Below are 26740 nucleotides of genomic sequence, written 5' to 3' on the forward strand. Positions count from 1 at the left end.
TAAAGGAGCACCTACACACAGACCATAGGTGCTGCTTTGTCTGTCCAGTTTCTACGTCGGTGTTAAAAGCGCAAGCACTTTTGTTCCTTACGTTCGAATTTTTCCAAAGTACGAGTAAATAACCACATCATCATATATGACAAAACGCTACCAGAGAAAAATAGAATAACTACTGGAAAAGCCAATGACATATATGCTCCCTTCCATAAAATGAGAAGAAACAAAAACGCGATGTGAATTCGTCCAACAACAAACAATGATGTCTTCTGAAGAATTTCTCGTCCGTTCCCTTCAAAATGAATTGATTCAGGAATAACTGAAACTATTAACAAATAAACGAGCACCACCAGGATAAAAGCGATAACAATAAAAATAGGAATTTCCGCCCCTAAGGCAACCATGACCCGATAATTCCCATAAAGAACGATACCAGCTAGAGCAGTCATCCATCCGTACATATTCGCTTTCATAACGCGCCCTTTAAAACTCGTCCAAAACGTCTTCACAACTGGAATTTCTTGATCCCCTTGAACCCATTTCCTTGAGACCGAGAACATCGCGACCGTCGCAGGAAATAATCCGATTAGCCAAGACCAAGAACGGTGAAAGAAAGCCACAATATATTTAACAATGCAAATGTGAAATGATTTTTAAAAATTGATCTAGCTTTTCCATCATATTGTTCATCCTTCTATCCATGGTTCTTGATTCCTGGTTCATTAACCTTTTCCCCCCCCATATGTATCCAGCGATAAAGAATCGTTGAAAAAACAAGAACAAGATAATAATTGCGCAGAATCCCTTCGTTATAAATATATCCTACGGCAGTTAGCCCTATATTACCGGGAGAACTCGTTTCCCAGAAAACAAAACTTTCTTCAAACATTCGGAACCCGTTAATGATTGAGATCGTTGTCAAGAAAATGACCACTGGTTTGATAGCTGGAAACGTCACATTTTTGAACTTTTGCCAAACATTAGCGCCGTCAATATCAGCCGCTTCATATAAGTCATTATTCACATTTTGTAGTGCAGCTAGAAAAGAGATGATATTAACCCCCCATCCACCTCCAAGATGCAAGTGTAACCATCAAAAACATCCCTGAACCTACTCCGTACCGCCATTCAATCGGCGATAAACCGATAAAGGATAGGACCTGGTTTGCAAGTGCTCCATCAGAATCGCCTAATATCATCCGGAAAATTGTATCTGTCACAATGACGGAGGTTAGTGCCGGGATAAAAATTGCTGCCCGGATAAGGGTTGAATCTTTCATCAATTTATGATTCAAGAATATCGCAAAAATCATAGGTAGTGTCGTTAAAATCAAGATTGATTGTCTACTATGATCCATGTTTTTAATCTCCTTTCAATATTACTTTCTATATTGCACTTGGAAAATGATCTACAAGCCAAAAATCTATGCTGAACAAGAAAAACTAGAACCTCTACGGAACTAGGGTTAATTCTATTAAAATCTGTACTTATTCGTAATATCAACGATTTCATAATTAGTATCTCTTATCAGCAATTCCTATTACCCAACCTTAGATGTAGCATTACTTTCTTACGTCCCCTTCCCTTTAACACTTACCCTACAAGAAGTTCGAAAATAATTTTTGAAATAAAGCGACTAAACACTGGCCTGTTCCCCTGACAGGGTTCCAGTCACTCCAACTACAACATACAAAAGAGATGTTAGGAATCTTGGTATATACCTATAATTCTATGAGACTTCTCTCACTAAATATCATAAAAAGGCATAATTCCTGATCTATTAGTCCATCCGAAACTTCCTTCTTATTCATAGATTAATAAAAAGGGGGTCTGGTTTTAAATATCAAGCCGAAACCTATAAAAGACGGTGAGGAGCTATATTTTGAGCTCTCAAAAAGGGGGATGAAGTAATGACGAAAATAAAAGGTAGGAATAAGTGGAAAATGTATCAAGCTATGAGAAAAAATAAAAAACTTGCCCCTTACCTTGTCTACACAAAGCAATGGAACAAGAAAAACTTTAATGGAATGTTATCTAAATACAATGCTATTGTTGTGAAGCCTAATAACGGTTTAAAAGCTAGAAGTATTTATTTTATTTCGAAAAAGAACAGTGGATTTAAAGTGCAAATATACGAGCGAAAATATTTTTTTTCAACCAGTGAAAATGTTTATGATTTTATGAAAAAGAGAACACAACGTGTTTCATATATTATCCAAAATCACATTGATATGGAAAAAATAAACGACAGGCCATTTGATATCAGAGTAATCATTCAAAGGAGATCAATAGCTTATCCATGGACTGTCACTGCGTATAAAGTTAGGGTTGCCGGGGCGGGAAAAATGGTCACTAACGCTAGTAAAGGTGGGAGAATTTTAACTTTTAAAGATGCGATGCAAAAATGTGATATTCCGAACCAAGTACAAGGTCACTTATTAGAGCGCCTTAAATACGTTTCTATCATAGCATCATTAACCCTAAGTAAGTATTACCCTTACAAGCGTCTTTTCGGTATCGATATAGGAATTAAAAAAGATGGTTCTCTTCATATATTTGAAATCAATCGCCAACCGCTATTAAGAGGTTTTTCGAAATACCAACAAAGAAAAATTAGAAGATTTAAACATCCAAAGTAATGAACAATTAAAAATCCTTCTGGAGGTGTATTGCAGTGACAGTGAGACTAACAGGTAGAAACAAATATAAAATGTATTTAGCATTAAAGAAAAATAAAAACCTGCTACGACATCTTCCTGATACTAAGATGTGGAGTAAAGTTAATTTTTATAATATGTTAGAAAAATATAAGTCCATCGTAGTAAAACCAAACAATGGACAGCAAGGTCAAAGAATATATTTTGTGAAAGCAATTAAATCAAGATACGAACTATATATTAATAAAAAACGAAAGGTATTTAAGAAAAAGAAAGACCTTTATAACTACATTAGAATTGCTACACTTAAAAGAAGATTTATTATTCAACGAGAAGTGGATCTTGCTAAAATTGAAGGAAAACGTTTTGATTTTAGAATTATCGTTCAAAGGAAAACGAGAATGCTTCCTTGGGTTGTCAATGGAGTCTTAGTAAGGAAAGCAGGAAAAGGGTATAAAGTAACCAATAGGCGCCGACATGGAATAGTCTTGTCGCTAGAAGATGCACTAAAGAGCATGAATGTAACAAACGAAAGGAAAGAATTTAAGGTAAAAGAAATTCAAAAGATTTCCCACATGGCAGCAGAAACATTAGGACGCTCTTTTCCTAATCAAAGGATCTTTGGCGTAGACATAGGCATGAAAGAAGACGGTTCTCTTTATATTTTTGAATTGAACCGCTGGCCTCTGCTACATGGGTTCCGATTACTAAAAGACAAAAGTTATATTAGAAAAATTATGACTTACAAATCGAGAAGGAAGGGGTGATTAGCCCCTTGACCACACACCCTTAAGAATTAAGTCTTTTAACTTTTAAATAATTAATTAATCGAATCTTACCGACAGATCAGTATGGAACATAAATTCCTTTCCAGAAAAACTGTTTCAGAAATTAACTTCATTAAGTTTGTCACTAGTTCAATGTTTCTTAAACAGTTTTTTCTTCTTAAAGTACCAAACCTCATGTTCAATGAAAAATGCTTACTGTCGATTCGACTGCTGTTAAGTTAGCTTAGCTAAGCATGCAAATGGTTTATCTACATCAGTTACTTGGCGTGGTTTAATTACGTTGCCTTCACGAACCAAAATCCATGTGTTGATACAGAATTCCCCAGTTTTCTTGGTCTTTTGTATTTTATTTTTTTCTTCTGTATTAATTTATTCCTTTTAACGTTCTTTCGCAACTCCCATTCGCTCTGACTGTTATGAAGGGCTTCTTTCACATGCTGGTTGCTCTCTTCACTTACGATAGCTTCCTCGGGCTTGTTGCTTTCTTCACTCACAACAGCTTCCACAGATTGGTTACTTTCTCCTTCCCATCCTGTTTCTTCAAGTTTATCTTTAGCATATAGGAGTATATTGACCATGGTTTGTTTTACAGTATTTTCACCATAAGCTTTTAATAGTGACACTTTTGCACTCTGGGAATTACATTCAATAAACTTGATTTCTAGATCTTTTGTCAAGCCAAAATCAATTCCAATCTCCCCAAATTCCCCATACTTAAATTCAGTCTCAGTATAGATTTTATATAAAAAGGTTTCGATCCTTTGTTGCATTCTTAATTTTTCTTTGGGAGAAAGGTTTATCCAATCAAATAATTCACCCACTGGGAAGGCATGGGAATGAATAGTAATCGGAGAGTTTTCTTGGCTCACTCTTGCACTAATACCACTAATTTCAATTCCCTTTTTTTTGTTTCTTTGTAATTCGGCTCGTAAATCTATCCGTCTATTATTCACTTCCAATAAGTCTATAGCTTCTTGAATCATAAACTTTTTCCCTTTGTAAAATTTGTCTATGAAAGGTATCATTTCATCTAATTTTTCATAACTCTTAGAATGAATTTCGTCTTGGATATAATCGAAATGCTTACATAGATATTTATCGCCGGGAAGATGTTCTACCCTCACCACATTTTGCCCTTTTCTACCTGTGACACCCTTTAGGTAGATTGTTTGATGCTTTTTCATCATATCAAATAAATCTTCAGGACCTTCATATAAAATTGTATCTAACAAAAAAGACTTTAATGGTTTAAGGGTACCGAAATAGTTATAAATATCCCAATTTCCCAACGATGAAGGATTTAAGCACACCGTTTTCTTTTCATTACATTGTTCGATAAAGGTAAGATATTTGTTCCTATATTTTTTAGATGCTCCACCACGACGATAAAGAACATCAGGATAGGGAAAAGTGTCTTTTTCCCATAAATTATTTGTAAAATCAAAATAGTACCCTGTAATTAATTGTTTTTGGATATCTACTGTATTGATGGAGAAAAAAAACATATTAAAATTAACATATTCATTGGCTTCCGACAATTTTTCCAACCGATAATGAGGATTATTATTAGTAATGCCTTTCCAGGCTCTATTTGACACCAACACCCCGAGATTACCAGTTAACTTTTTCTGTTCAGTCAAGTTTCTTCACCCTTTCTTCTGTAACTTGCTCATGCATAGCATATTAATAAATAGCAAAAAGGTGAGTAAATCACGGCTTATAAGACTTAGAGTCACACCCAAATTCATTATCAATAAAAAAGCCTTCTTATATTACTCAGAAAAAAGTCAAATCTATACCCTCCTTGATAGCTGCTTTGATGGTTCTTGATAAAAGACACGTCCCATACGATAAAGAAATAGTAAACACAGACCAAAATCTACCTGGATAGTTATTTATTCTTCTGCCATAGCATACTCTTCAATGAAGTGTTGTTAATACTCCTTCTTATAACAGAAGCCGAGAATGGTAAAAAGGTCCTTTATCAGCTCATTATATTGTAATACCCAACGTTAATTGGAAGGAGGCTTACCCTTGTATATCGAATGGATAACAACAAATGAGGTCAACGAAATTTATTTGCCAGAGGATCTTAAAAGAGAAATAATCACTTCGTCAAAAACAATTACTTTTCATTTCGGTTCATGGAATAAGGAATTGTATTTACATTTTATAAAAGAAATACCTAATGACACCATTGGCCTTTCTGAAAACCTAAGAAAGGATGTTTTCATTCCCGAGGAACTGATCTATGATATAAATATGACAGAAAAAAGTCTTAGTCTAGGTCCAGTAGTTCTATACTTAGTATCTAACAGACTAATAAAACGTTTGGATAAATTAAAAGAGCGTATAGAAAATTTTGTCCCCTTAAATGGTTTAATTATAATTAGCAGTAGTTTAGGTATTAACACGGAAAAAGAAACAATCGAAGGGTATTATTTTCAACCTAAAACAGAAACAATCAACTCAAAATTGATGAAAGAAACCTTTTCATACCCAGGCGCCATATTTAAAAGAGCTCTCCTTTCACCGAGCATAGATACACATTTATATGAAAAGATGGGTGGACGAATATTTAATTCTAAATTTTTTAATAAATGGGAAATGTGGCAGTGGTTAACTTCTAACGATTTTTTAAAAAATAATCTTCCCCACACAAAAGAATTAAAAAGCTTAGAAGAGGTTAATGACATGTTGGACGTATATCATTCGATTTATTTAAAGCCTAAAAAAGGATCTAATGGGAAAGGAATTATTCAGATTGAAAAAAATGATTTTTTATTTCATATAACTAATGATAAATGTATTTCAACAAGGGGTGAAAGCTTAGAGAACCATCCTTTAATTAAAAGTGTTTTCGAAAGGGAAAATCAGTATATAATTCAGCAAGGAATTCCTGTCAAGCATCATTCAAGACATGTTGATTTCCGTATTTACATGCAAAAGGATGAGACAATGCGGTGGAAGTGTTCTGGGTTCATTGGTAGATTTGCTATACCGGGAAGCATAACTACCAATTTACAAAATATTGATGATATACTTCCAGGCCAAGAGGCTTTGAGGCTAATCTTTGAATTAGAAAAAGAAGAAGTAAGGTTAGTTGAGCAAAAAATTATTACTATTTGCACAGAAGCGTGCCAACTACTTGACCAACATGGTTGTTACGGGGACATTGCTATTGATTGTATAGTAGATAATGATTTACATGTCTGGATATTAGAAATGAACAAAAGGTATGGATATAGAAGTTTTTATTTCCTTGAAGATCGTAAATTATTCAGTAAAATAATACGTAACCCATTTCTTTATGCTAGTGCCCTAGCTGGTTTTAGTGGCGCAAGGGAACGACAAAAATTGTAAAAATAAGAGAATAAAGGCAAGGTCATTGTGATAAGCTCTTAGTCTCATCAACTATTCATACTAAAACCTAGTCTACTATCGATCTTTAAAGTTGGTTCATGGCAAATAACCCCCATTCCACTTATTATGGTGATTTGGGGGTATTTTAGGATTGAATTTCAGGACGAACTCCTATTGGTATTCTCCAAGCTCTGTTCTGTTACAACTTTTTTCTTTTGTAGTACCAAACAACATGTTCAAAAGGGACCCGGTGATGCTTGCTGTCAATTCTGCCTCTGTAGGGTTTAAAATTCGCTTCCAGAAGCCAAATTTTCTCTTGTTTGTCTATTGCGATATCCAGACCTAAATCAATTACTTGTGGGTATTTTAATTCCAGCGCTTTAGCTATTTTTATACATGATCGTTTGATTTCTTCCTTCTTTTTTTGATGAATTAAAGGTGTTAATCTGAATTTGAGGAGTCCGCCCTGATCACGGTTCGTAACATTCAAACACTTATCAGCCACTCTGGCGTACATACCGATTACCTTCCATGCGCCTGACTTAGTTTTTTGCGGCGATACTCTAAAATCAAACTTTTTCCCCTTATATTCTTTGCTTTCAACTCCTTGTTGGACGATAAACCGTTTTGGAGATGAAAATGTAGAAGAATAATAGGTGTACAGCTCATTTTTTGGTATCTTTTTGATTGTTTCTTTTGTCTTCAAAATGTGTGTCATAGTATATCCAGTGTTTGTTTTTTCTAGGACATAAATATTGTTTCCCTTGCAGCTTCGTTTTGGTTTAATGTAGATTTTATTAAACCGGTCTATCATCCCAACCATTTTTAAAAATGATAAGGTTCCTGTCTCCGGTAATAATGAAGTAATTTCATCGATCGATGCCAGATATTCATGAATTTTATATTTGCTTCTGTCTTTATTTTTTATGACATTAAAGAATATGATGTCATGATTTTTAGTAAGGTATTCAATTTTCCGGATCAATCCCTCTCCTTTTAGAAATGATGTGCTCCGATATAAGTTCACTTTCGGAATGGCGGTTTCTCTCCTTAGTAGCTCATCATTTTCATGTGAGTATACCATTGCTTTTACGGTCTTGTTTATTTGAGAAATACTCTTCATGCTGTAAAAACATATATCCACTTTATTTTTTTGGGCATGGTCTTTATAAAATTGCACGATAGAATCCGGTTTTTTAGAAATTGTATTTTTAAATATTCTAGATGGCAAAATAATACCAATCATAACAATTGCTCCTTTTTTTGATGGTGTCGACAAAGACATAGGATCATAAACGGTGCAAATTACTTGAATTATTTTTTACGTTTTAAAGCCATAATTCGATTGATCTGCGTTTTATCTTCTAGGCTTCGAAATCCTCCTAATAGCGGCCAGCGATTTAGTTCAAAAATATAAAGAGAACCGTTCTGATTCATCCCAATATCAACGCCAAAGATCGTTTGATTAGGAAAAGAGCATCCTAATGTTTCTGCTGCCACTAGCGAAATCTTCTTAACTAGTTTCACCTTGGAGGCTTTCGTTTCGTCTGTTACATTCATGCTCTTTAGTGCATCTTCTAGCGATAAAACTATTCCATGGTGTCGTCGATTTGTTACCTTGTAACCTTTTCCTCCTTTTCTAGCAAGAATACCAGTTACCTCCCAGGGAAGTTCATTCGTTTCCCTTTGAACGATAATTCTAAAGTCAAAACGCCTTTCGCCTATTTTGGCAAGATTCACTTCTTGTTGAATAATAAACTCCCTCTTGATTGCTGCTTTTTCTATATATTTAAAAACATCTAGATGATTTTCAAATACCTTCCGTTTTTTATTGATATAAACGGCGTAGTTTAATTCAGTTTTGTCCACAAAGTATATACTTTGCCCCTGTTTTCCGTTATTTGGTTTAACGACAACTGATTTATACTTACTTAACATCCTTAAAAAGTTTTCATAGCTCCACATCATTGTATCAGGAAGATATCGTTGCAACTGTCTATTTTTCTTCATTACCAAGTACATTTCATATTTATTTCTACCTCTTAATAGCACTGCCATTTCGCTTCACCCCTTTCTTCTCATCCCCCTCCAATTCACCTTCAAATTAAATATTTACAACACCATCTTCTTTTCTCACTAAAGTGAGTTTTCCCTTCCTTTCTACCCCTGCTTTTTCTGCAAGTAGATATTTTGCATATAAGACTATATTTAACATCGCTTTATTTAACGTATTCTTACCGTGAGCTTTCAATAGTGAAACTTTTGCACTCTGGGAATTACATTCAATAAACTTGATTTGAAAGTCTTTTGTCAGGGCAAAATCTATTCCAATTTCTACAAATTGCCCATATTTATCTTCGGTCTTTTTATAAACCGTGTATAAAAAGTTTTCTATCTGCTGCTTCATTTTAAATTTTTCTTCTGAAGAAAGCTTTTTCAAATCAAACAACTCATCCAATGGAAAGGCATTGGCATGAATCGTGATCGGAGAATCCTTTTTGCTCTTCCTTGCACTAACACCGCTAATCTCTATTTCCCCTATTTTGTTTCTTTGTAATTCGGCTCGTAAATCTACCCGTCTATGATTCACTTCTAACAGGTCGATAGCTTCTTGAACCATAAATTTTTTACCTTTGTAAAATTTATCAATGAAAGGTACTATTTGATCTAGTTTTTTATACCGTAATAAGTGAACTTTTCGTTTGGTATGATCGTAATATTTACATTGATATTGATTGTCAGGAAGACGTTCTACACGCACCACATTTTGTCCTTTTCTACCTGTGACACCCTTTAAGTAGATGGTTTTATGCTTTTTCATCATGTAAAATAAATCTTCTGGATCCTCATATAAAATTGTTTGTAACAAGTACGGTTTTAAAGGTTTAACACTACTAAAATAGTTGTAAATATCCCAATTTCCTAACGAAGAAGGGTTTAAGAATAACGTTTTCTTTTTGTTGCACTGACGGACAAAGGTACGATAACTTTTTCTTTCTTTTTTACACACTCCGCCACGTCGGTAAATAGTAGCTGGATAGGAAAAAATAGCAGTTTTCCATGAATTATCTGTGAAATCAAAATAATACCCTTTAATCAATTTTTTTTTCTTATCAACTGTATTGACGGTGAAAAAAAACAAATTTAAATTAGCATTTGCATTGGCTTTCGCCAATTGTTTTAATCGGTAGTGAGGTTTGTTTTTACACAAGGCTCTCCAAGCTCTATTTGATACCAAGACTCCGAGATGACCAGTTAAATATTTTTGTACGTTCAATATTCTTCACCCTTTCTTCTGTAACATGCTTATCCATGTTCATTCATAGCATATTAAGAAATTGTCTGTAAGTAACGGCTATGTGACATGGTGTTCCACCCAAATATTTTGTTAATATAAACTTTCGAATAACAGAGCATACTGTTTCATGTCCCTTCATCTATCAAATGAAAAGTTAGTAAATATCGGATGAAGATCGTAGGTCCACGTAAAAACATCCTTAAAAATCGAAGCTGACTCAAAAGAAGGGCACTGAAAAAGTAAAAATCGACTTTTTCAGTGCCCTTAGTGATTTCCCCGAGGAGGCTAAGGCATTGCCCGCGGCAAGCGAATAAATTTTCAAAATCGATCCGATAACACATTGTATGTATGTCTTCTATTTAAACAAGAAAACAGCCTGCTATTTTCAATTTGAGAAAATAACAGGCTGTTCAATTTAACTATCGGACTTTTTCACTGGCCTCCTCAAAAGTCAGCTTCTTTTTGAATAAAGTATGGCAATGGTTTCGTTCGCTCCGCGCTCGCTATGAGAAAACCGCTCATTGCGAGCTTTAAAATGGAGCAATGTTGCTCATTGCTTTTACGGTGTCTCAAAAGGTTTTTTCGACTTTTTCAGACATCCTCGAACGAGAAATGTGAGAACCTTTACTTTTGCCTTTTTTTCTTCTTCGCTTCTTCCTCTTTGGAGGGAACCCAGCTATACTCATGGCATACAGAAAGGGTGTACTCTTAACTTTAGGTGCTAACTTTGGGTCTTCTACTGGATATACTTGCCTAAGATTCATCTCTAGGATCCAAACATGCAGGTTTTTGTCTACGACAAAATCGATGGCAATATCTCCGTAACTACCTTTCTTGTCGATCGTTTTACAAGCACGAGTACAGATATCAATTATTTGTTTTTCTAGGGAGGAAGCACCTATCCTCCCTAGTTTGAAAATTCGTCGAAAGGCTTTACGACCTGTTAGCCAATAATCCAAGTTTCGTATATTAGTTATAATGCTCCCAGGATTAGAAATCCGGGCGGTGATACCTGAGGATTTCCAATGTTTGAATTTATTCTTTTGCATGTAGATACGAAAATCTATATTCCTTGATTGATGCTTAGTCGGCACGCCCTGTTGAACAAGATATGGTTTTGATCCGTTGATCCGCTTTTGAAGAATAGAGTGGTCCTCTAAATTTGTAACACTCGTTTTATTCTTTTTATCATTTGTGATGTGGATAATAGATCTATCACGCTCTAATTGCATAATTCCTCTACCTTCTGAACCTTTGATTGGTTTTAAATAAACGGAAGAATAAGTTCCAAGCATTTCCTTAACTTGTTCAATCGAGTTTACCTTTTTTGTGTAAGGAATGTATTTTTTTAAAGTTGAATCTGGGGACAACCATTCCCACATTTCCCACTTATTGAAAAAGTATGAATTAAATATGCTACCCTTGGTCAACTTGTAGAGATGCTCATTTGCTGTTTTGGCTAGCGGTACTCTTTTATAAACAGCACCAGGAGAGGAAAAGGTTGCTTTTTTCCACTTTGAGTCCCCATTCGGCATTTGTGGTTGGAAATAGTACCCTTCAATCTTCTGTTTTTTGGTATTGATTCCCTCTTCAGCACAAATACAAATCATTCCTCTTACTTGAACATATTCTTCGATCCGTTTTTGTAATTTATTTAGTCTTTTGCTCAGTCGCTCATTCGTGTTGGCTGCAATCCATAATATCATTGGTCCTACTTGCAATGTTTTTTTTGTTATTCTGAACTCATAAGAAAGATCATCAGGAATGAAAAGTTCATTTTTAAGATTTTCAGATAGACCAATAGTGTCATCTGAAAGGTCTTTATCAAATCGGACAGTCATCTTTCTACTCCAAGAACCAAAATGAAAATCAATCATCCCTGAGGAAATTTTTCCCTCACTTCGAAAGCTCACTGGCAAATGGATATCCCCATTTTTTTTTATACGTATATACTTTATTTTAAGCATCTAGGCGCCTCCCACCTTCTATTTTTTAATATTATATGAACATACAGAAAGATCGGAGTGGACGAAATAAAACTAAAGTATTTAATTGAGTAATTAAAATCAGAAGTTAACAAATTATATTAGCAGTAGCATATATGTGTTTAGAAGATCTAACTCGGTGGGTAACAAGATAACCCTTTACGTAACTTCCCCTTAGATGCAGCGAAAACGCACATATTTTATTAATAGCCTAATAATCAATTCTACTAGTCAAAACACCAAGCACAACATTTAATAATACATAGGATAACGTACAAGAATAATTCTTAAGGGAGGAATAAAAATGGGCGTAGCTAATTTAAGTCTAGTTAGTGTAGAGATTACAGCGCTTGATGGGGTGGACCTTATTGAACCACTTACAGTTTTTACAGGCCAGTCATTTCCAGAAGTGAATGGGAATGTTATGTTTGAAGTATTTGGTGAGCAGATTATTGCGCCATCTCCAACAGTGGATCTTGTTGAAGAAGAAGATATTGATGTAGCAGGTATTGGAATACTTACTCTATCAATATCAGTTCAACACATTGAATAGAAAAGTTCTTCTCCGTCTTTTGAAAAGCGATATGAATTTTAACAAATGCCTCCTCAAGAAAATGGATCAGCGAGGTAATTGTTCATAGAATCTAGAATATTTAATCTCCGTGTCCTTTCAGTAATTACTGAAGGAAAAGCTGCCTTCATTCAGTTACAATTCCCCCCATATAGCCATGGATGTATAACGGTAAATTCATGGTTCACCACCTACACCTCAACTATACAACAGTCATCTCCAAGTTTGCCACGCAAAAATTTTCTATCTCTTTTTAAACCCTTCTTATAATTTAATAGCCTAATAATCACTCCAACTAGTCAAAGAACCAAGCAACGTTTATAAAAATGCATAAGATGGTTAAAGTCCAAAGAATAATGTTCAGGAAAAATGTTGCAATAGCAACCCATTTATTTAGTATCCTAAAGCATTAGCTTATAAGATCACTATATAAACATTATCAAATTGAGTAATTTTCTATTTACAGTAAAATATAGATTAACAAAATTCGAGGTGTTGATTGTCTATGGCTAAAAAACCTTTAATTGGTATCTTAGTGAGAAACCCTACAAGGTTACGATATTATGAGATGACGAAGCCATTAAACGTTCATTTATTAATATTTAACTCTAAAGGAATAAATTGGACAAATAAAAGAATTGATGGTTTAGTATTCGACGGCACCAAATGGAAAAAAAAAAATTGTCCCTTCCCTTCCGTAATCTATAATCGGTGTTATTCTATAAAACAGCATTTGGTGACCAAATTAGACGAAGTTATTGGTAAAGGAAAAGTATTTAATTGTATTACGAGATTTGACAAATGGAGAATTCATCAAATATTACAAAATAGTTCTGTAGGAAGTTATTTACCAAATACGCATCTATTTCACAATAGCAATTTATTAGACCTACTATCAAAGTACAGAAAACTTATTCTTAAACCATGTATAGGAAACTTTGGAAGACGTGTTTACTTGATTGAACAGACTGATAATAATAAATTTAAATTATTCATTAATATAAACAGGAAAAATATTAATGAGCAAATATCCAAAGATAATCTAAACCATTTTCACACCGAAAAATCAGTAGGTGAAACTAATAAAATAAATATACAGAAACTTCATGCATTAATAAATGATGAAGCGTTTTTAGACGCAGCAATAATAAATACTTCAAACCCCCAAAATTTCACAAAAGGTATCGATGATTTAATAAAAAAAGAAAGGTTTTTAGTACAAAAGTTTATTCCTCTGGATCAAACCGATCAAAAGATCTATGATATCCGGATGTACGTGCAAAAAAATGAGCAAGGAAAATGGATAGTTACTGGCGGGCTTAGTAGAGTTGCCCATCCCACTTCATACATTACTAATTTGTCAACAGAAATAAAAAGCTTTATTAACATCCTTGAACGTAATAACAACCTGTCTGTTATTATATTAAAAACCATGAAAACCTTAAGTGTACAAATTGCTCATGAAATTGAAAAGAAAATAGGTCATTTGGGCGAACTGAGTGTTGATTTTGGTTTAGACGAACAAGGAAATCCATGGCTTATAGAAGTAAATGGTAATCCACAAAGAAAAATTGTGGAACGAATAAATGATCCTAAATTAACTAAAGATCTATATGTTATGCCGATTAAATATGCTCTCTTTTTGGCATCCAATAAAATTAAAAAGCCTTTTTTGGTTAATTCACCTGTTTCTAATAACAATTTGTTACAAAAGGAACGAATGAAAGATCAAGAACCTATAAGCAAAATAAAACAATCCAGTAAAACCATGGAAACTATCCTTAGTAAATCTGTTTTACTAGAGCAATTAACTTCTTCCAGTATCACAGGAAAAATTTTAATAAACTCAGCAACATTGGGACCTCTCCAGAAAATACATCGCATCGGTCCGGCTAGGGCAAAGCAAATTATTGCTATGCGTGAGTCACACCCATTTAAATCGTACGACGACTTGCAAAACATCAAAGGTGTGGGTCCTACTTTAGCTAATGATATTAAAACACAAGGCTTAGTCTCTTTTGATTAGTTTGTTAATGAAGCATGTTTTCGGTTTCTGACTGTATCAAGCGATTATAATAACCCTTATATAAGTTTCTTGCCTAGATTGTCCCACTTTTTTTACTGTCACTTAGATTTCTGTGATGGTATTTATTAGCAGATTTTTTTCAAGCAAGTCACTTCTGGACGTTAGCACCTAAACCACTAGCATAGGTGCTAATTTTTTCATCGTTTCGGAAATTATGGATTTATGAATGACGGATAGCTTTTAGAGTGAAGAGTGCCGTCTAGCTCGTCGCAGATAAACATTGCTATCTTAGGCGCTTGCGTTTTTGTTCTTAGACAAACCCACTTATGCTTCATACTTCTTAATCGTTTGATACATTCTTAAATCATTTAAAAAACGAAATCCTTCAACTTTAGGAGTCCCGTTCACTTCAATGACCCAAACTTTCCCATTTCTATCTTCGCCAAAGTCGAACCCCAAAATGGTTTGTTTTGGAAATGATAAAGTTAAACATTTTGTAGCGTTTAAAGTCAGCCAGTTCAAATCGGATATGATTTTGTTTATAGCTGAATCTTTAACATTTGACTTTTAAAGGGCTTCTCTCACGGTAACTACACGGGCTCCTTTTTTCAAATTTGTAATAATAAATCCAGCTCGCGCTATTTCTCCATATGTTCCTGTAATTACCCACTTCGTTTTCGTTCCTCTCCGCTGAACGATATAGCGAAAGTCGATTGGCTTTTTATTTACTTTTACCGATTCAGGGAAGTGGGGTGCTAGGTTCTTATTCTTGATTAAGAGTTTGTGTTTATCCAATTTACACTTTCTATTCATATCTATTAATCCCTCCCCACATGAATGTTTCTTATACTATGGTTATATGAGTTTTTTACATAAATGATTGTATAAGTGACTCATTTTTATAAAAATAGGACAATGCCGGATACATCTGAAGAGGAAAAGAATAGAGTATTAAATGTCGCAAGAAAAAATTTAAGAAGGGAGTTTGCTTTGAAGCCCCTATACACTCTTTTTGATATATTTGGACCTGGGTATATTTTTAATGGAAAAGGATCCTATCAAAAACAGTCAATGGCTTACCGATACACCATTTCGCAGAATTTATCAACGGGAAGATTATTAACTGCCACGGGAAAGACGCCTTTAATTATTCATAAAAATGTAATCGCAATATGATAATAAGAAAAAGTAATAAGGTCTTTTTAACGACAAACTGGGCCATTCATTGCACAAACTATCTTTTCAATAATAATATGAAGTACTGATAGAAAAATAATATAACTCTTCCTAGGAGGGAAACTTATGGCATCAATTGTTCCTAGAATTCCAGCGATTGGAGTGACAGGGAGTGCTGGAAAGTCAACAACCACCGCATTTATTTACGCTATTTTTAAAACCAGATGGAAACATGTATTGAAAACGCGTGGGAATCGTAATTTACCTCGTCATACAAAGGAGAATGTCCAAAGGATTAGACCTTCTCATAAAGCAGTTATTTTAGAAATGGGCTTAGGCAGAGCAGCAGGAAAACATCATTTTCGTTATATTAAACCTAATATTGGAGTCATAACTAATGTCGGGACAGCTCATTATGGAAGACTAGGAAATAGTATAAAAGCAACCGCTAATGCAAAATCTTCCATGATTAAATATATGAATCCTAAAGGAACACTGTTGATAAATCAAGATGACCAAAATTCAAAATTGCTAACTACGCAGAAATTTAAAGGCAAGCTCGTGACAGTAGGTATAAAAAATAAAGCAAATTACCAAGCCAGAAATATTAAATATTTAAAAAATGGTATGACTTTTCAAGTTCCTTTAAATAGAAAGTTAGAAAGCTTTTTTATTCCAACATTCGGGGACCATAATGTGATCAATGCATTGTTTGCAATTGCTATAGCCCATCGACTACGTTTTTCTCCATCCAAAATAAGAGTAGGGCTAAGAAAGTACAAAGCCCCGGCTCGTAGGTTAAATGTTATTCCTCTGCCTAAGAAATCTCTTTTAATAGATGATACGTTTAATGCCAATCCGCAATCAGTAAAAGCAGCGACTGATGTACTAGTAAAACTTGGCAAGGGTAAAAATAAAATAATAGTGGTAGGAAGTATGCTTGAATTAGGAAAGTATTCTACTAGAGGACATCAAGAAGTAGGAAGATATTTAGCAAAAAAAGGAATTCATAGAATTTTCGTGTTTGGAAAAAAAGCGAGGGCGATAAGACGTGCGGCTATTGCTGCTGGATACCCTCCTAAAAGCATACACTCATTTACCAACCGTATACAATTACACAATATGTTAAAAATTCATGTCACACCTAATAGTGTCATTTTAGTAAAAGGATCACACCGTATGAAAATGAAAGACACAGCCGGATTTTTAGCAAGATACAGTCTTAAATACAATCGAAAGACACGGTTGAAACATAAAGTTGATTTACCAACAAAAATGTCTCCGCAATCACCAAAGAGTATTGTAAAAAAAAACGTGGTTGTTTTTAAGGAAAAGGAAAAACCTGTTGAGAAAGTAATTGATGAATGTGAAATATGCCAGGGTGAGAATATGTATATTAAAGGGACAAAAACCATTATGCCATGTCCATCATGTAATGCGACATAAGGATACTTGTCATTTGAACCGAATCAAAATGAGACACGTTAGACCCTTAACGATATCGGTTTCTGTAGGACTACATTTATGAGGGGGTTAATTATGAAACTAAAAGTTGGGTTACTTTTTGGAGGCAAGTCACCGGAACATCAGGTTTCTTTGCAGTCAGCAAAGAGTGTCTTTGAAGCCATCGATAAAGATAAATATGAGATTCTACTAATTGGAATTGATAAAGAAGGAAAATGGAACCTTTATGATAATTTAGACACATGTCTCTTAAATAACAATAACCCAAATTTAATAGAATTAAAAAAATCAGACAAGAGCATTGCACTTGTACCTGGAGAATTGAGTAATCAGTTTCTAGAATTACCCAGTGGTGCTTCATTAGGAAAAATTGATGTCATATTTCCTTTAGTGCATGGAGGTTTAGGCGAAGATGGCAGTATGCAAGGACTACTTCGATTTGCTAATATACCATTTGTCGGGCCCGGTGTTTTAGCGTCTGCTGTTAGTATGGATAAAGATGTTGCAAAACGGCTGCTCTCCGATGCTGGACTAAGAGTAGCCCATTCCTTGACATTTACAAGAAAAATGAAAGATACGATCGCCTTCAAGAAAGTAAAAAAGAAGCTAGGAACACCTATGTTTATTAAACCTGCTAACCATGGGTCATCAGTGGGAGTCAGTAAAGTCGAGTCAAAAGAAGAATTTTATCAGGGAATCAACCATGCATTTTGTTATGATCAAAAAATCATAGTCGAAGAAGCGATAGTTGGAAGAGAAATAGAATGCGCTGTGTTAGGGAATGATGAGCCAATTTCATCCTTACCAGGAGAAATTCTAACCCAAAATACATTTTACTCTTATGATGCAAAATATATAGATGAAAAAGGAGCTCAATTAACTATTCCTGCTGTACTTGAGGATATTGTCATTCAAGAGATCAAAGAGAAAGCAATTAAAGCTTTTAAGGTCTTACATTGTGAAGGATTGGCCAGGATAGACTTCTTTTTAACCCAAAATCAAAAATTAATTATCAATGAGATTAATACACTACCAGGATTTACAAAACAAAGTATGTATCCAAAATTATGGGAAGTTAGCGGAATACAATATAAAGAACTTATTAATACGTTAATTAGTTTAGCGATCGAAAGACACCAAATAAGCATTTAACACGATTATATTAGAATAGGATCCGCCTTTCACCATTATATATTCGCTCCTAAAAATGTTTTTGCGTGATATCCCCCTATACTCATTGCCTTCATCCACATACACATACAGTACATGAAGTTATTCCAAAGTTAGCTCACTCAATAAATCGTCCTAAGGGGGAAAATTGATGACTCGTCCGATTATAGCAATATCAGGTAGTGCAGGAAAATCAACAACAAAAGAAATGATTTCTTCTATCTTACAACAAAGGTGGAAAATTGTTAAAACCATAAGGAATAAAAATACGATACCAAATACGAAACTGCACGCCTAACGAATAAATCCATCACATAAGGCTATGGTTGTCGAATTCGGAATGAGTAGACATGGACACATTAGATCACACTTGCGTTATATTCGTCCAAATATAGGTGTAATCACCAATGTAGGTAGTGCGCATATTGGGAATTTTGGAGGTCGCGTGGAAGGATTAGCCAGAGCAAAATCAGAATTAATTAAAGGAATCACGTCTAATGGAACATTGTTAGTGAATGCCGACGACTCTAATTCAAAATTACTTCATACGCAAAAATTTAAAGGAACAATGATAACGGTAGGTATTCATCATGAAAAGGCCAATTATCGTGCCACTAATATTGAATATACGAAAAAAGGCATGTCTTTTCAGCTAATATTAGACCGAAAATCACAAAAATTTCAGATTCCTATTTATGGTGAACACAATATTTATAATGCTATATTTGCCATTGCTGTCAACCATTATTTGGGGTTTTCACATACTGAAATCAATACAGGGTTAAAAAAATATCGAAAACTAAAAAGACGTTTAAACATCAGGCGTATTAGGTCTGGTATAACCATTATAGATGATTCCTATAGCGCAAACCCTCATGCTGTGAAATCGGCTATTGATGTTTTATCACACATTGGAAAAGGCAGCAATAAAGTAGCTGTTTTAGGGAGCATGACTCGATTGGGTGCTTATCGCGTTAAAGGACACAAAGAAGTAGGGAAATATATTGTTGAACGAGATATACAGCACTTATATACCTATGGGAAAGACGCTCAATGGATAAAGGATAGTGCAATAGAATACGGTTTTCCTAAACAGAACGCATACCATTTTACCGATAAACGAGCCTTACACTATCATTTATTAAGAAAGATTGCCTCAGAATCGCAAACCACCATTTTAATAAAAGGTTCGAATAAAATGAAAATGGGTAAAACTGTGCAACTATTGATTAAACACAAATAATGAAGTAGGAAAATGCACCTCCCCCCCTTCATTATCATGATCGTTAAAAGAAAAAATTCCGTTTTTCGTTTACTAATTATGGATTTCATTTTAAAGGCAAGGGGTTATACAATATGGAAAGATGTCATCTCATAGTTTATGGAAAAGTTCAGGGAGTAGGCTTTCGCCGCTACACTCGCAGAAAGGCTATTCTATATCAGATCAAAGGATGGATTTGTAATAAAGACAATGGCACCGTTGAAATAGTTGCTCAAGGTTCGCCCGTAAAAATGAGAAGTTTTATTAGGGCAGTAAAAAAGGGTTCTAAAAAATCAGAAGTTAATCGAATAAAGTTATTCAAATCTGATGACATAAATAGTTATCGGAAGTTTATAGTAAGGTATTAATGTTATGCTACAAATTAAATTCTTATGTATTGAGCCTTAACATGGTCGAAAACTTGTTAAGTATATGAACAAAAGCACAAGCACCTTGATCATCGACGTAGAAGCTCGGTTAGCACCAACTCCAGTAGTACCCATGAATGACGTGTAGGTGCTACTGGCAAGGGTGCTAAAGATGAGGAGGTCTCATACCCGTGTCGATGTTTTAATTCGCTATTTTTAGCTTCAATTTTGTATCTGCTTTTTGATTTTTCTTTGAAAGGTTCTGAGTTTTGAAAGGCTCAATTAACCGGCGTGTTCTTCTGATTTAAGAGAGACAGAGTATGTGTTTGATTTTGCCCCTGGTTTATAGCATCCCTCTTGCAATGGACATCGTTTACATTTTTCAACTTCGAAATAATAGGTATCGGTTTGGTTTTTCACAGTCCCTTTTTTACCGATACGTGCTTTGCGAATCGCTAAATGTCCTGCAGGACATACATACTTTCCAGCATCTTTATTAAATTCAAATTCATCTTCTTTTTTTCTCGTCCCTAGTACAGCCGGTTTGAGTTTTGCGACGAGCTTTATACCATGTTGACTTGTGTAGTAGATATTTTTTTTCTGAATAAGCTGCATCTCCAACAACGGATTCAACAACCATGCCCGCCTTTTGACTTTTTTCGATTAAAGTTTTCAGTTCTTTGCCATCATTCTTTTCTCCCGTTGTGATCGTTGCTCCAGTGATGATCCGTTCGTCACTCATCGCAAGATGAGTCTTATACCCAAAGAAAGAAGAATTCTTGGATTTATGACCGACTCTGGCATCCGAATCTTCCGATTCTCTTATAAAATGACGATCATCATCAAGGGTCTCTTTTAAAAGGTTAAGAGGCTCTTTTACTTTCGGATATGTAACAAGCTTTGGTTTATCTTCTATGATTTTTACCAAGTCCTCTGTATAGGCTGCTTCGATCGTATCTTCTACAGGCTTTTTCGGGAATTTTTCTTTCATGGTATCATCAATGGAGTAGATCACTTTTCGTACTTGTTTCGATTGATTTCTCAATATTTCCTGAGGTGTCTTTTGGTTATACCGTACTTTTGTGTAAGTGGCATCTACGATTAATACAAGCGATTGAATAATTTCTTTTTCAATCGCACTTTCAACAGTTTTCTCGATCAGAAGGTCCAACAGGTTCATATCTTTCAATCGCTGACGACGAAATTTTGTTAAGGAACTCGAGTTAATTGGCCTGTCTTCTGACACCATATCTAGAAAGTATTTAAAGGACATATCCACTTGAACCCGTTCGATCAAATCCTGATCTGACAGTGTCTAAATCGTCTTCAAAAGAAGATATTTAAACATGCTTAGATAATGGACGGCATTCCGTCCATTATCTAAGCAATACTTTTCTTTTAGTTCATCATAAACAAATGAAAAATCGATGAGCTCATTAATTTTTCTTAAGAAATGATCCTCCGGAATAATCGCTTCATACAAACCGTTATAAACACTTAATTTCATTGAATGCTGGTGTTCTAATCATCAAATCCCCCACCTTAAGCTCGATTGTGTTCCTATCTCCAGTTGATTTTTAAAATTTTTGAGACGCCAGCGGGAAAAGCAATGGGCGCAGACCCCGCAGGGTGATTTTTGAGTCCACTGAAAAAGTCTCCACCAACTCAATATTCTCGATTATAATTAAAATATTAGTTGGAAGGGGTGCGTCACATGATCCAGAATCTAGAAGAAATTAAATTGAGTCCACATATGGAGTTGTATGAGTTAGTCATTCCAAAAGATAATCAACTCCGTCAAATCAATGAATTAGTAGACTTTTCATTTGTCCTATTCCGGTCACGAGAATTTAACGTTTGCGAAGAACTCCAAGTTTCGCCTTGTTTCTAAGTGACATCCGGTGATTACACATGGAAAAAGAGTAAAAGAAGATGAATTTATCTTCAATAAAGACGCCGGTTTATATATGTATCCGGCCGGCCATCTAGCAACCAAAAAATCGAACAAAAAACGAAAGAACCGCACCACATAATTAAAACATTACTTCAACATCAGTAAATGTCGCGTTTGTCCATTACGAGATGGATGTTACAAAGAAAATGCAAAAACAAAAACGTATTCCATCACCATCAAATCTACTGAACACCTCGATCAAGCGACGTTTCAAAAAGCAGAAGCGTTTAAAGAACTCGCGAAAGAACGCTACAAGATCGAAGCGAAAAATAGTGAATTAAAGAATCGACACGGGTATAAAAAATCTTCAAGCTCGGGTCTCTTTAAACATGCAAATCCAGAGTGCAATCACTATATTCGTGGTAAATATAAAGCGAATATTGAAACTTAAAAACGAAAAAGAGTAAGAAATAAGATGAGATATAGGCCTGAATCATCGAGAATCTGGTTCAGCGAGTTCTATATCACTTTTTTTTACGTTTACACTCAATAAAACTGACTTTATCAGTGGCCTCGTGATTTTTCCCGAGGAGGCTAAGGCATAGCCCGCGGCAAGCGAATAAATTTTCAAAATCGATCCGATAACACATTGTGTATGTTTTCTATTGTGACAAGAAAACAGCCTGCTATTTTCAATTTGAGTAAATAACAGGCTGTTCAATTTAACTATCGGACTTTTTCAGTGCCCTCCTCTAGGTAGAGGGGTTTTTCGATTCTTTGATATGGAACTCTCTTTTTGTTGAGTAAAATTAGATGCTAAGCCTTCGAAGGGAGTTTCTAGAGGTGCATTTAAAAGATTCTATTCTCTTGTTTATGAAGATAAATACAGTATTCTAAAGGATTAATAAATGCGCTTCTTATAGTTTGCTGTGGTGATTTTGCAACTAGATAAGCTAATTTAGTAGATGTAGAATTACATTCAATAAACCACAATTGCTGGTTTGAATCTAAGGCAAAATCTATGGCAGTTTCACCTAGAGAACCATAAATTCTTTCTATACTTTCATGAAATTTTCTAAGAAAGACTTCTATTTTCTGTTTTAATAAGTCTGCTTCTTCCTCTGAATAATTTAAATAGGAACGAATAAAAGGATCGAAGCGAAAAAACTCTGCACCGGAAGGTAAATTTGTAATAGGTGAGTTTTCGGCTCCGATTCGCGAAAAAATATCTATAACTTTTAACTTACCATTCCCTGTTCTTTGTATCTCAGCACGCATATCTGTCATCCTGTTATTGTTAACTTTAATAGAATTAATCGCCGACTGCATTATTGCTTTTTTATTTCTTAATATTCTTCTGATGACTTTTGTTAACTCATTATATGTTTTTACCTTACGATATACTAACCTTCCTGAAAAATATTTATATTCATAACCCTGCCCAGGAACCATCCTCACGTGAATGATACTATTGCCTAGTCTTCCTACCCTCGGTTTTATATAAACTGAATGATTATAAGCAAACATTTTTCTTAGATCTGTTGGGTGGTTGTACAGCATAGTAATGGGTAAATATTTTGAAACTTCTTCATCTTTTAACAGCTCTTGGTAAACATTCCATTTGTCAAAGGCGCTTCGTGCATTTAAAAAGTAAACGCCATTTTTTATTAAACTCTCACGAAGTTTCATATTTACGTTATTATTAATTTCACGCGTTCGACTGTATAATACATCGGGGTATGAGTATTCTTTTCTACGCCATTTTTCGGATTGAATATCAAAATAAACGCCATTTATTGTTAATTCCACAAGGTTTATATCTTTTCGTGAAAAGAAAAATAATTCAGTATTATTTAATCCATTATTCGCTCTCACAAGCTCTCTGACTGTAAATTTATATTCTTGTTTTATATATATATTGTGAATAGCTTTTGTGCTTATATATACTCCTATTCTAACTTTCTTAGGTTGTAGGGATCGAAAAAGATTCATGATTTCCACTCCTTTCTCTTGCTACCTTTTTCTAACGTGATTTCCCACTAGCTCAGAATGAACAAAATCTGCTCCTGCGGATACTCGTTGCAGATAAACATTGCTACTTTTTAATGGACTTCCGTCCGTCGCCTCGTTATGCTCACGCTTTATTTCTTAGAGAGTTAGTTTCAGAGCTAAAGGGATAATCACTTTTTCTAATAGTACATGTTATGAATAAAAGCGCGTATAGTTCTCAAAAAAGGTAACTGCCCTAAGCCCTAATCATTCAGGTGTTTTCATCAATAATAGAGAAGTTGATATTTAATGTGAATGTAAAACGGATACAAATTTCATAAGCTGAAACTAGATCAGAATGTTTACCAATAAAAAGACGACTCTAAATTCACTAATGAATTTAGAGTCGTCTTTTTAAATCAGCGATTACATCATATTGGAAATCGAAGGTTTGTCATGTTTCTTCTTCCTTCATTTTTCTCTTCAATATAAAAAAACTCTTATCTATATAAATTTATCTTGTTATCATTTATTCTGCTCGTTAAAAAGTGTATCCATAAATTTGATCATTTCTTCAGCAGGTGAATTTACGACATTATAAGGGTTTTTTTTGTGACTATTAATTTGGGATAATGCCTTTTGTATTTTCTTTTTAATATTTGACGAATTATAGTCTACATGAAGAACATTATCACCGTGTTCCCGATTCTTTTGTCTATTTCCTATATTGATAAAAGGCAGATTAAAAAAAGGCGCTTCTATAATACCACTACTGCTATTACCAACCAATACATTTACCTGAGACAACAAAAACAAATATTCATCTGCAGGGAGAGAATGAAAATAAGTAGCATTCTTATTTTGGGCCACAAATTCATTAATATATTTACTAAATACTTCCCCTCCAGCATCACTGTTAGTTCCTAATAGAATGAGCTGTGTCTCAGTAAACTCCCTTAAAGCAGCTAAAGTCGTATTAATTTGACTGGAAATAGGGGTACTTTCTTTAGAATCTGGGTGCATAATAAATAAAATCTTTTTTTTACTTCCAGATAACTTTAATTTTTTACTAAGGAATTGTTTTTGAGTGTCGTTCATATTTTTAATTTTTTGAATGTCATGTTTTCGTAAAGAACCAATAACGAATATGTTTGAAGGTTTTTCTTGCATCGAAATTAAGCGGATTTTTGATTCAAATGAAGAGACAAAATGAAAGTTGGATAACTTGGATATTGCATGCCTGACTGCATCATCTGCAGATCCTGACTTCTCCCCCCCATGCAGATGAAAGATCAAGACATTTAAGTAGTGAGCTGATATGGCAGCGGATAACATTTCTCCTCTATCTCCTAGAATAAGAATTGCATCAGGTTCAGCTTGATCAATAATGTCTGCAAAATATATTGTAGCCAACCCTATAGACTTAGACATTGCTCCTCTAGAATCTCCCTTCAATAAAATAGAGGGAGTAGAAAGGATATAAAAAGGATCTTCTCGCAGTTCATTAATTGTTTTTCCGTATTCCTCCAAAAGATGCATACCTGTTACAACAAGCTGTACATCTAAAAATGAGCATTTTTCTATTTCGAATAAGAAAGGCCTGTAGATACCATAGTCTGCTCGAGTTCCTGTGAAACATAAAATTTTCTTATTTTCCCCCAAAATGCACCTTCCTTTATTTCATGTTTCTAAGTCCTCCCATAATAAAGGTGATCCGATTGGTTTATCACATTTAATTTTTTTACCTATTATATTTTTAAATTGCTTCGCCTCAATATGTGTGGCAGGTCTTAGGTACGACAAATCTTCTTCAGATAATCTGTGACCTTTAGTGACTTCCTTACCAAGATAGATACCTCTTCTTACCGTTTTTTTAGTATCTAATTCAGAGGGTGTAACATGCTTTACTGTACTGCCCAATGCTGCCTCTATCTGTCTTATACCTTTAACCATTATTTTGAAATCTTCCGTGTTCAAAGAGGATTTGTGGTCTGGTCCTTCCATGGTATTATCCAAAGTAAGGTGCTTTTCAATTATTTTATATCCTAAACTTGTTGCTGCATAAGGTATTTCTATCCCTAAAGTGTGATCTGAATAACCAACTATACAATCAAAGTGCTCTTTAAAGGTTTCGATTACTCTTAAGTGAACTTCATTGTAAGGAGCGGGGTATGCTGACGTACAATGTAACAGCGCCAGTTGAGTATGTTTCGGGAAAATTTGTACCGCGTCTTGGATATCCTGCAAGGTTGCCATCCCAGTTGAAAGTATGATTGGCTTATTATAAGTTGCAAGCTGTTGAAGCAAAGAGTAATGTGTTAAATCACCACTTCCAATCTTATATGCAACTACATTCATTTCTTCCAACAGCTCCGCACTTTTCTTATCAAAAGGAGTTGAAATAAAAGTGATACCAAGATCATCACAAAACTTTTTCACCTCTTCAAACTCTTGTCTATTTAATTGATATTTTTTTAGCATGTCAAACTGTGAAGTATAATTCGTACTTTTTTGGTATATTGCTAATTTACTTTTTGGAGTTACTAATTGATCAGTTTGATAAGTCTGAAACTTTACAGCATCTGCACCTGCCTTTTTGGCTGCGTTTATAAGTTGTTTTGCCATGTTTACAGACCCGTTATGATTTACTCCTATTTCTGCAATGATATACACGCTTCCTTTATCGGTTACTGCAATATTACCAATCTTGAAAGGCATTTTCTCAATCCTTT

21 protein-coding genes and 4 pseudogenes are annotated in these 26740 nt (G+C 34.6%); 12 read left to right on the forward strand and 13 right to left on the reverse strand.

Annotated elements, in window-relative coordinates:
- Window positions 1-62: 62 nt before the first annotated feature.
- From CEF18_RS09435 to CEF18_RS27010, 3 genes are all read right to left on the reverse strand, one after another.
- A complete protein-coding gene (locus CEF18_RS09435) occupies window positions 63-617 on the reverse strand; it encodes a YesL family protein (RefSeq protein ID WP_110936231.1) in 555 nt (184 codons plus the stop codon).
- 74 nt (window positions 618-691) lie between these two features.
- A complete protein-coding gene (locus CEF18_RS27005) occupies window positions 692-1081 on the reverse strand; it encodes a carbohydrate ABC transporter permease (RefSeq protein WP_317624103.1) in 390 nt (129 codons plus the stop codon).
- Window positions 1053-1355, reverse strand: a complete 303-nt coding sequence (locus tag CEF18_RS27010; RefSeq protein ID WP_310793562.1) for a hypothetical protein — start codon at window positions 1353-1355, stop codon at window positions 1053-1055. The genes CEF18_RS27005 and CEF18_RS27010 overlap by 29 nt, the downstream gene beginning before the upstream one ends.
- A 553-nt stretch (window positions 1356-1908) precedes the next feature.
- Between CEF18_RS27010 and CEF18_RS09445 the strand changes: the two genes are divergently transcribed.
- Complete coding sequence (locus CEF18_RS09445) at window positions 1909-2637, forward strand: YheC/YheD family protein (RefSeq protein ID WP_110936232.1); 729 nt, start codon at window positions 1909-1911, stop codon at window positions 2635-2637.
- Window positions 2638-2672: 35 nt separating this feature from the next.
- The gene (locus tag CEF18_RS09450; protein ID WP_110936233.1) at window positions 2673-3422 is read left to right on the forward strand and encodes a YheC/YheD family protein; all 750 of its coding nucleotides are present in this window, start codon (window positions 2673-2675) and stop codon (window positions 3420-3422) included.
- 296 nt (window positions 3423-3718) lie between these two features.
- Here the strand turns inward: CEF18_RS09450 and CEF18_RS09455 are convergent, their stop codons facing one another.
- Window positions 3719-5083: a YheC/YheD family endospore coat-associated protein gene (locus tag CEF18_RS09455; RefSeq protein WP_110936234.1), complete on the reverse strand. Its 1365-nt coding sequence runs from the start codon at window positions 5081-5083 to the stop codon at window positions 3719-3721.
- A gap of 394 nt (window positions 5084-5477) precedes the next feature.
- Between CEF18_RS09455 and CEF18_RS09460 the strand changes: the two genes are divergently transcribed.
- Window positions 5478-6806, forward strand: a complete 1329-nt coding sequence (locus CEF18_RS09460; RefSeq protein WP_110936235.1) for a YheC/YheD family endospore coat-associated protein — start codon at window positions 5478-5480, stop codon at window positions 6804-6806.
- A gap of 199 nt (window positions 6807-7005) precedes the next feature.
- Here the strand turns inward: CEF18_RS09460 and CEF18_RS09465 are convergent, their stop codons facing one another.
- The 4 genes from CEF18_RS09465 to CEF18_RS09480 all read right to left on the reverse strand — a co-directional run bounded on the left by CEF18_RS09465 (window position 7006) and on the right by CEF18_RS09480 (window position 12071).
- Entirely contained in the window at window positions 7006-8052 is a 1047-nt protein-coding gene (locus CEF18_RS09465) for a YheC/YheD family protein (RefSeq protein ID WP_183040919.1), read from the reverse strand.
- Between the two features lie 68 nt (window positions 8053-8120).
- A complete protein-coding gene (locus CEF18_RS09470; RefSeq protein WP_110936237.1) occupies window positions 8121-8864 on the reverse strand; it encodes a YheC/YheD family protein in 744 nt (247 codons plus the stop codon).
- 46 nt (window positions 8865-8910) lie between these two features.
- Window positions 8911-10083: a YheC/YheD family protein gene (locus tag CEF18_RS09475; protein WP_183040918.1), complete on the reverse strand. Its 1173-nt coding sequence runs from the start codon at window positions 10081-10083 to the stop codon at window positions 8911-8913.
- A gap of 590 nt (window positions 10084-10673) precedes the next feature.
- Window positions 10674-12071 carry a YheC/YheD family endospore coat-associated protein gene (locus CEF18_RS09480; protein WP_110936239.1) on the reverse strand — a complete coding sequence of 466 codons (1398 nt, stop codon included), beginning with the start codon at window positions 12069-12071 and terminating at the stop codon, window positions 10674-10676.
- A gap of 322 nt (window positions 12072-12393) precedes the next feature.
- Here CEF18_RS09480 and CEF18_RS09485 point away from each other — a divergent pair, with 322 nt between their 5' ends.
- On the forward strand, window positions 12394-12642 hold the full coding sequence (locus CEF18_RS09485) for a hypothetical protein (protein WP_110936240.1): 249 nt from the start codon (window positions 12394-12396) through the stop codon (window positions 12640-12642).
- A 523-nt stretch (window positions 12643-13165) separates the two neighbouring features.
- On the forward strand, window positions 13166-14686 hold the full coding sequence (locus CEF18_RS09490; protein ID WP_110936241.1) for a YheC/YheD family protein: 1521 nt from the start codon (window positions 13166-13168) through the stop codon (window positions 14684-14686).
- A gap of 324 nt (window positions 14687-15010) precedes the next feature.
- Here CEF18_RS09490 and CEF18_RS27155 read toward each other — a convergent pair.
- Window positions 15011-15499: pseudogene (locus CEF18_RS27155) on the reverse strand (YheC/YheD family protein).
- Window positions 15500-15988: 489 nt separating this feature from the next.
- On the opposite strand from CEF18_RS27155, the gene CEF18_RS09505 reads away from it, so the two are divergent.
- The 5 genes and pseudogenes from CEF18_RS09505 (at window position 15989) to CEF18_RS09525 (ending at window position 20125) form a co-directional block, all read left to right on the forward strand.
- Window positions 15989-17308, forward strand: coding sequence for a UDP-N-acetylmuramoyl-tripeptide--D-alanyl-D-alanine ligase (locus CEF18_RS09505; RefSeq protein ID WP_110936244.1), 1320 nt, complete (start codon window positions 15989-15991; stop codon window positions 17306-17308).
- 93 nt (window positions 17309-17401) lie between these two features.
- Window positions 17402-18478, forward strand: coding sequence for a D-alanine--D-alanine ligase (ddlA, locus tag CEF18_RS09510; protein ID WP_407690391.1), 1077 nt, complete (start codon window positions 17402-17404; stop codon window positions 18476-18478).
- 169 nt (window positions 18479-18647) lie between these two features.
- Window positions 18648-19223: pseudogene (locus tag CEF18_RS26425) on the forward strand (Mur ligase family protein); the annotation flags it as partial.
- Window positions 19224-19244: 21 nt separating this feature from the next.
- Window positions 19245-19739, forward strand: a complete 495-nt coding sequence (locus tag CEF18_RS26430) for a glutamate ligase domain-containing protein (protein WP_223292367.1) — start codon at window positions 19245-19247, stop codon at window positions 19737-19739.
- A gap of 113 nt (window positions 19740-19852) precedes the next feature.
- Window positions 19853-20125 (forward strand): acylphosphatase, encoded by a 273-nt coding sequence (locus CEF18_RS09525; protein WP_110936247.1) that lies wholly within the window; start codon window positions 19853-19855, stop codon window positions 20123-20125.
- Window positions 20126-20214: 89 nt separating this feature from the next.
- Here the strand turns inward: CEF18_RS09525 and CEF18_RS09530 are convergent.
- Window positions 20215-21632: pseudogene (locus CEF18_RS09530) on the reverse strand (IS1182 family transposase).
- A 207-nt stretch (window positions 21633-21839) separates the two neighbouring features.
- Between CEF18_RS09530 and CEF18_RS25870 the strand changes: the two are divergent.
- Entirely contained in the window at window positions 21840-22016 is a 177-nt protein-coding gene (locus CEF18_RS25870; RefSeq protein ID WP_183040916.1) for a hypothetical protein, read from the forward strand.
- Window positions 21955-22486, forward strand: a pseudogene (locus CEF18_RS27325) (transposase); the annotation flags it as partial. The gene CEF18_RS25870 and the pseudogene CEF18_RS27325, both read left to right, overlap by 62 nt.
- A 382-nt stretch (window positions 22487-22868) precedes the next feature.
- Here the strand turns inward: CEF18_RS27325 and CEF18_RS09540 are convergent.
- The 3 genes from CEF18_RS09540 to neuB form a co-directional block, all read right to left on the reverse strand.
- On the reverse strand, window positions 22869-24011 hold the full coding sequence (locus tag CEF18_RS09540; RefSeq protein ID WP_110936248.1) for a YheC/YheD family endospore coat-associated protein: 1143 nt from the start codon (window positions 24009-24011) through the stop codon (window positions 22869-22871).
- Window positions 24012-24533: 522 nt separating this feature from the next.
- The gene (neuC, locus tag CEF18_RS09545) at window positions 24534-25670 is read right to left on the reverse strand and encodes a UDP-N-acetylglucosamine 2-epimerase (protein WP_110936249.1); all 1137 of its coding nucleotides are present in this window, start codon (window positions 25668-25670) and stop codon (window positions 24534-24536) included.
- An 18-nt stretch (window positions 25671-25688) separates the two neighbouring features.
- Window positions 25689-26726: an N-acetylneuraminate synthase gene (gene neuB / locus CEF18_RS09550; RefSeq protein ID WP_110936250.1), complete on the reverse strand. Its 1038-nt coding sequence runs from the start codon at window positions 26724-26726 to the stop codon at window positions 25689-25691.
- Window positions 26727-26740 lie beyond the last annotated feature (14 nt).

This window comes from Salipaludibacillus neizhouensis, from assembly GCF_002886185.1.
In the GTDB taxonomy this organism is placed as follows: Bacteria; Bacillota; Bacilli; order Bacillales; family Salisediminibacteriaceae; genus Salipaludibacillus; species Salipaludibacillus neizhouensis.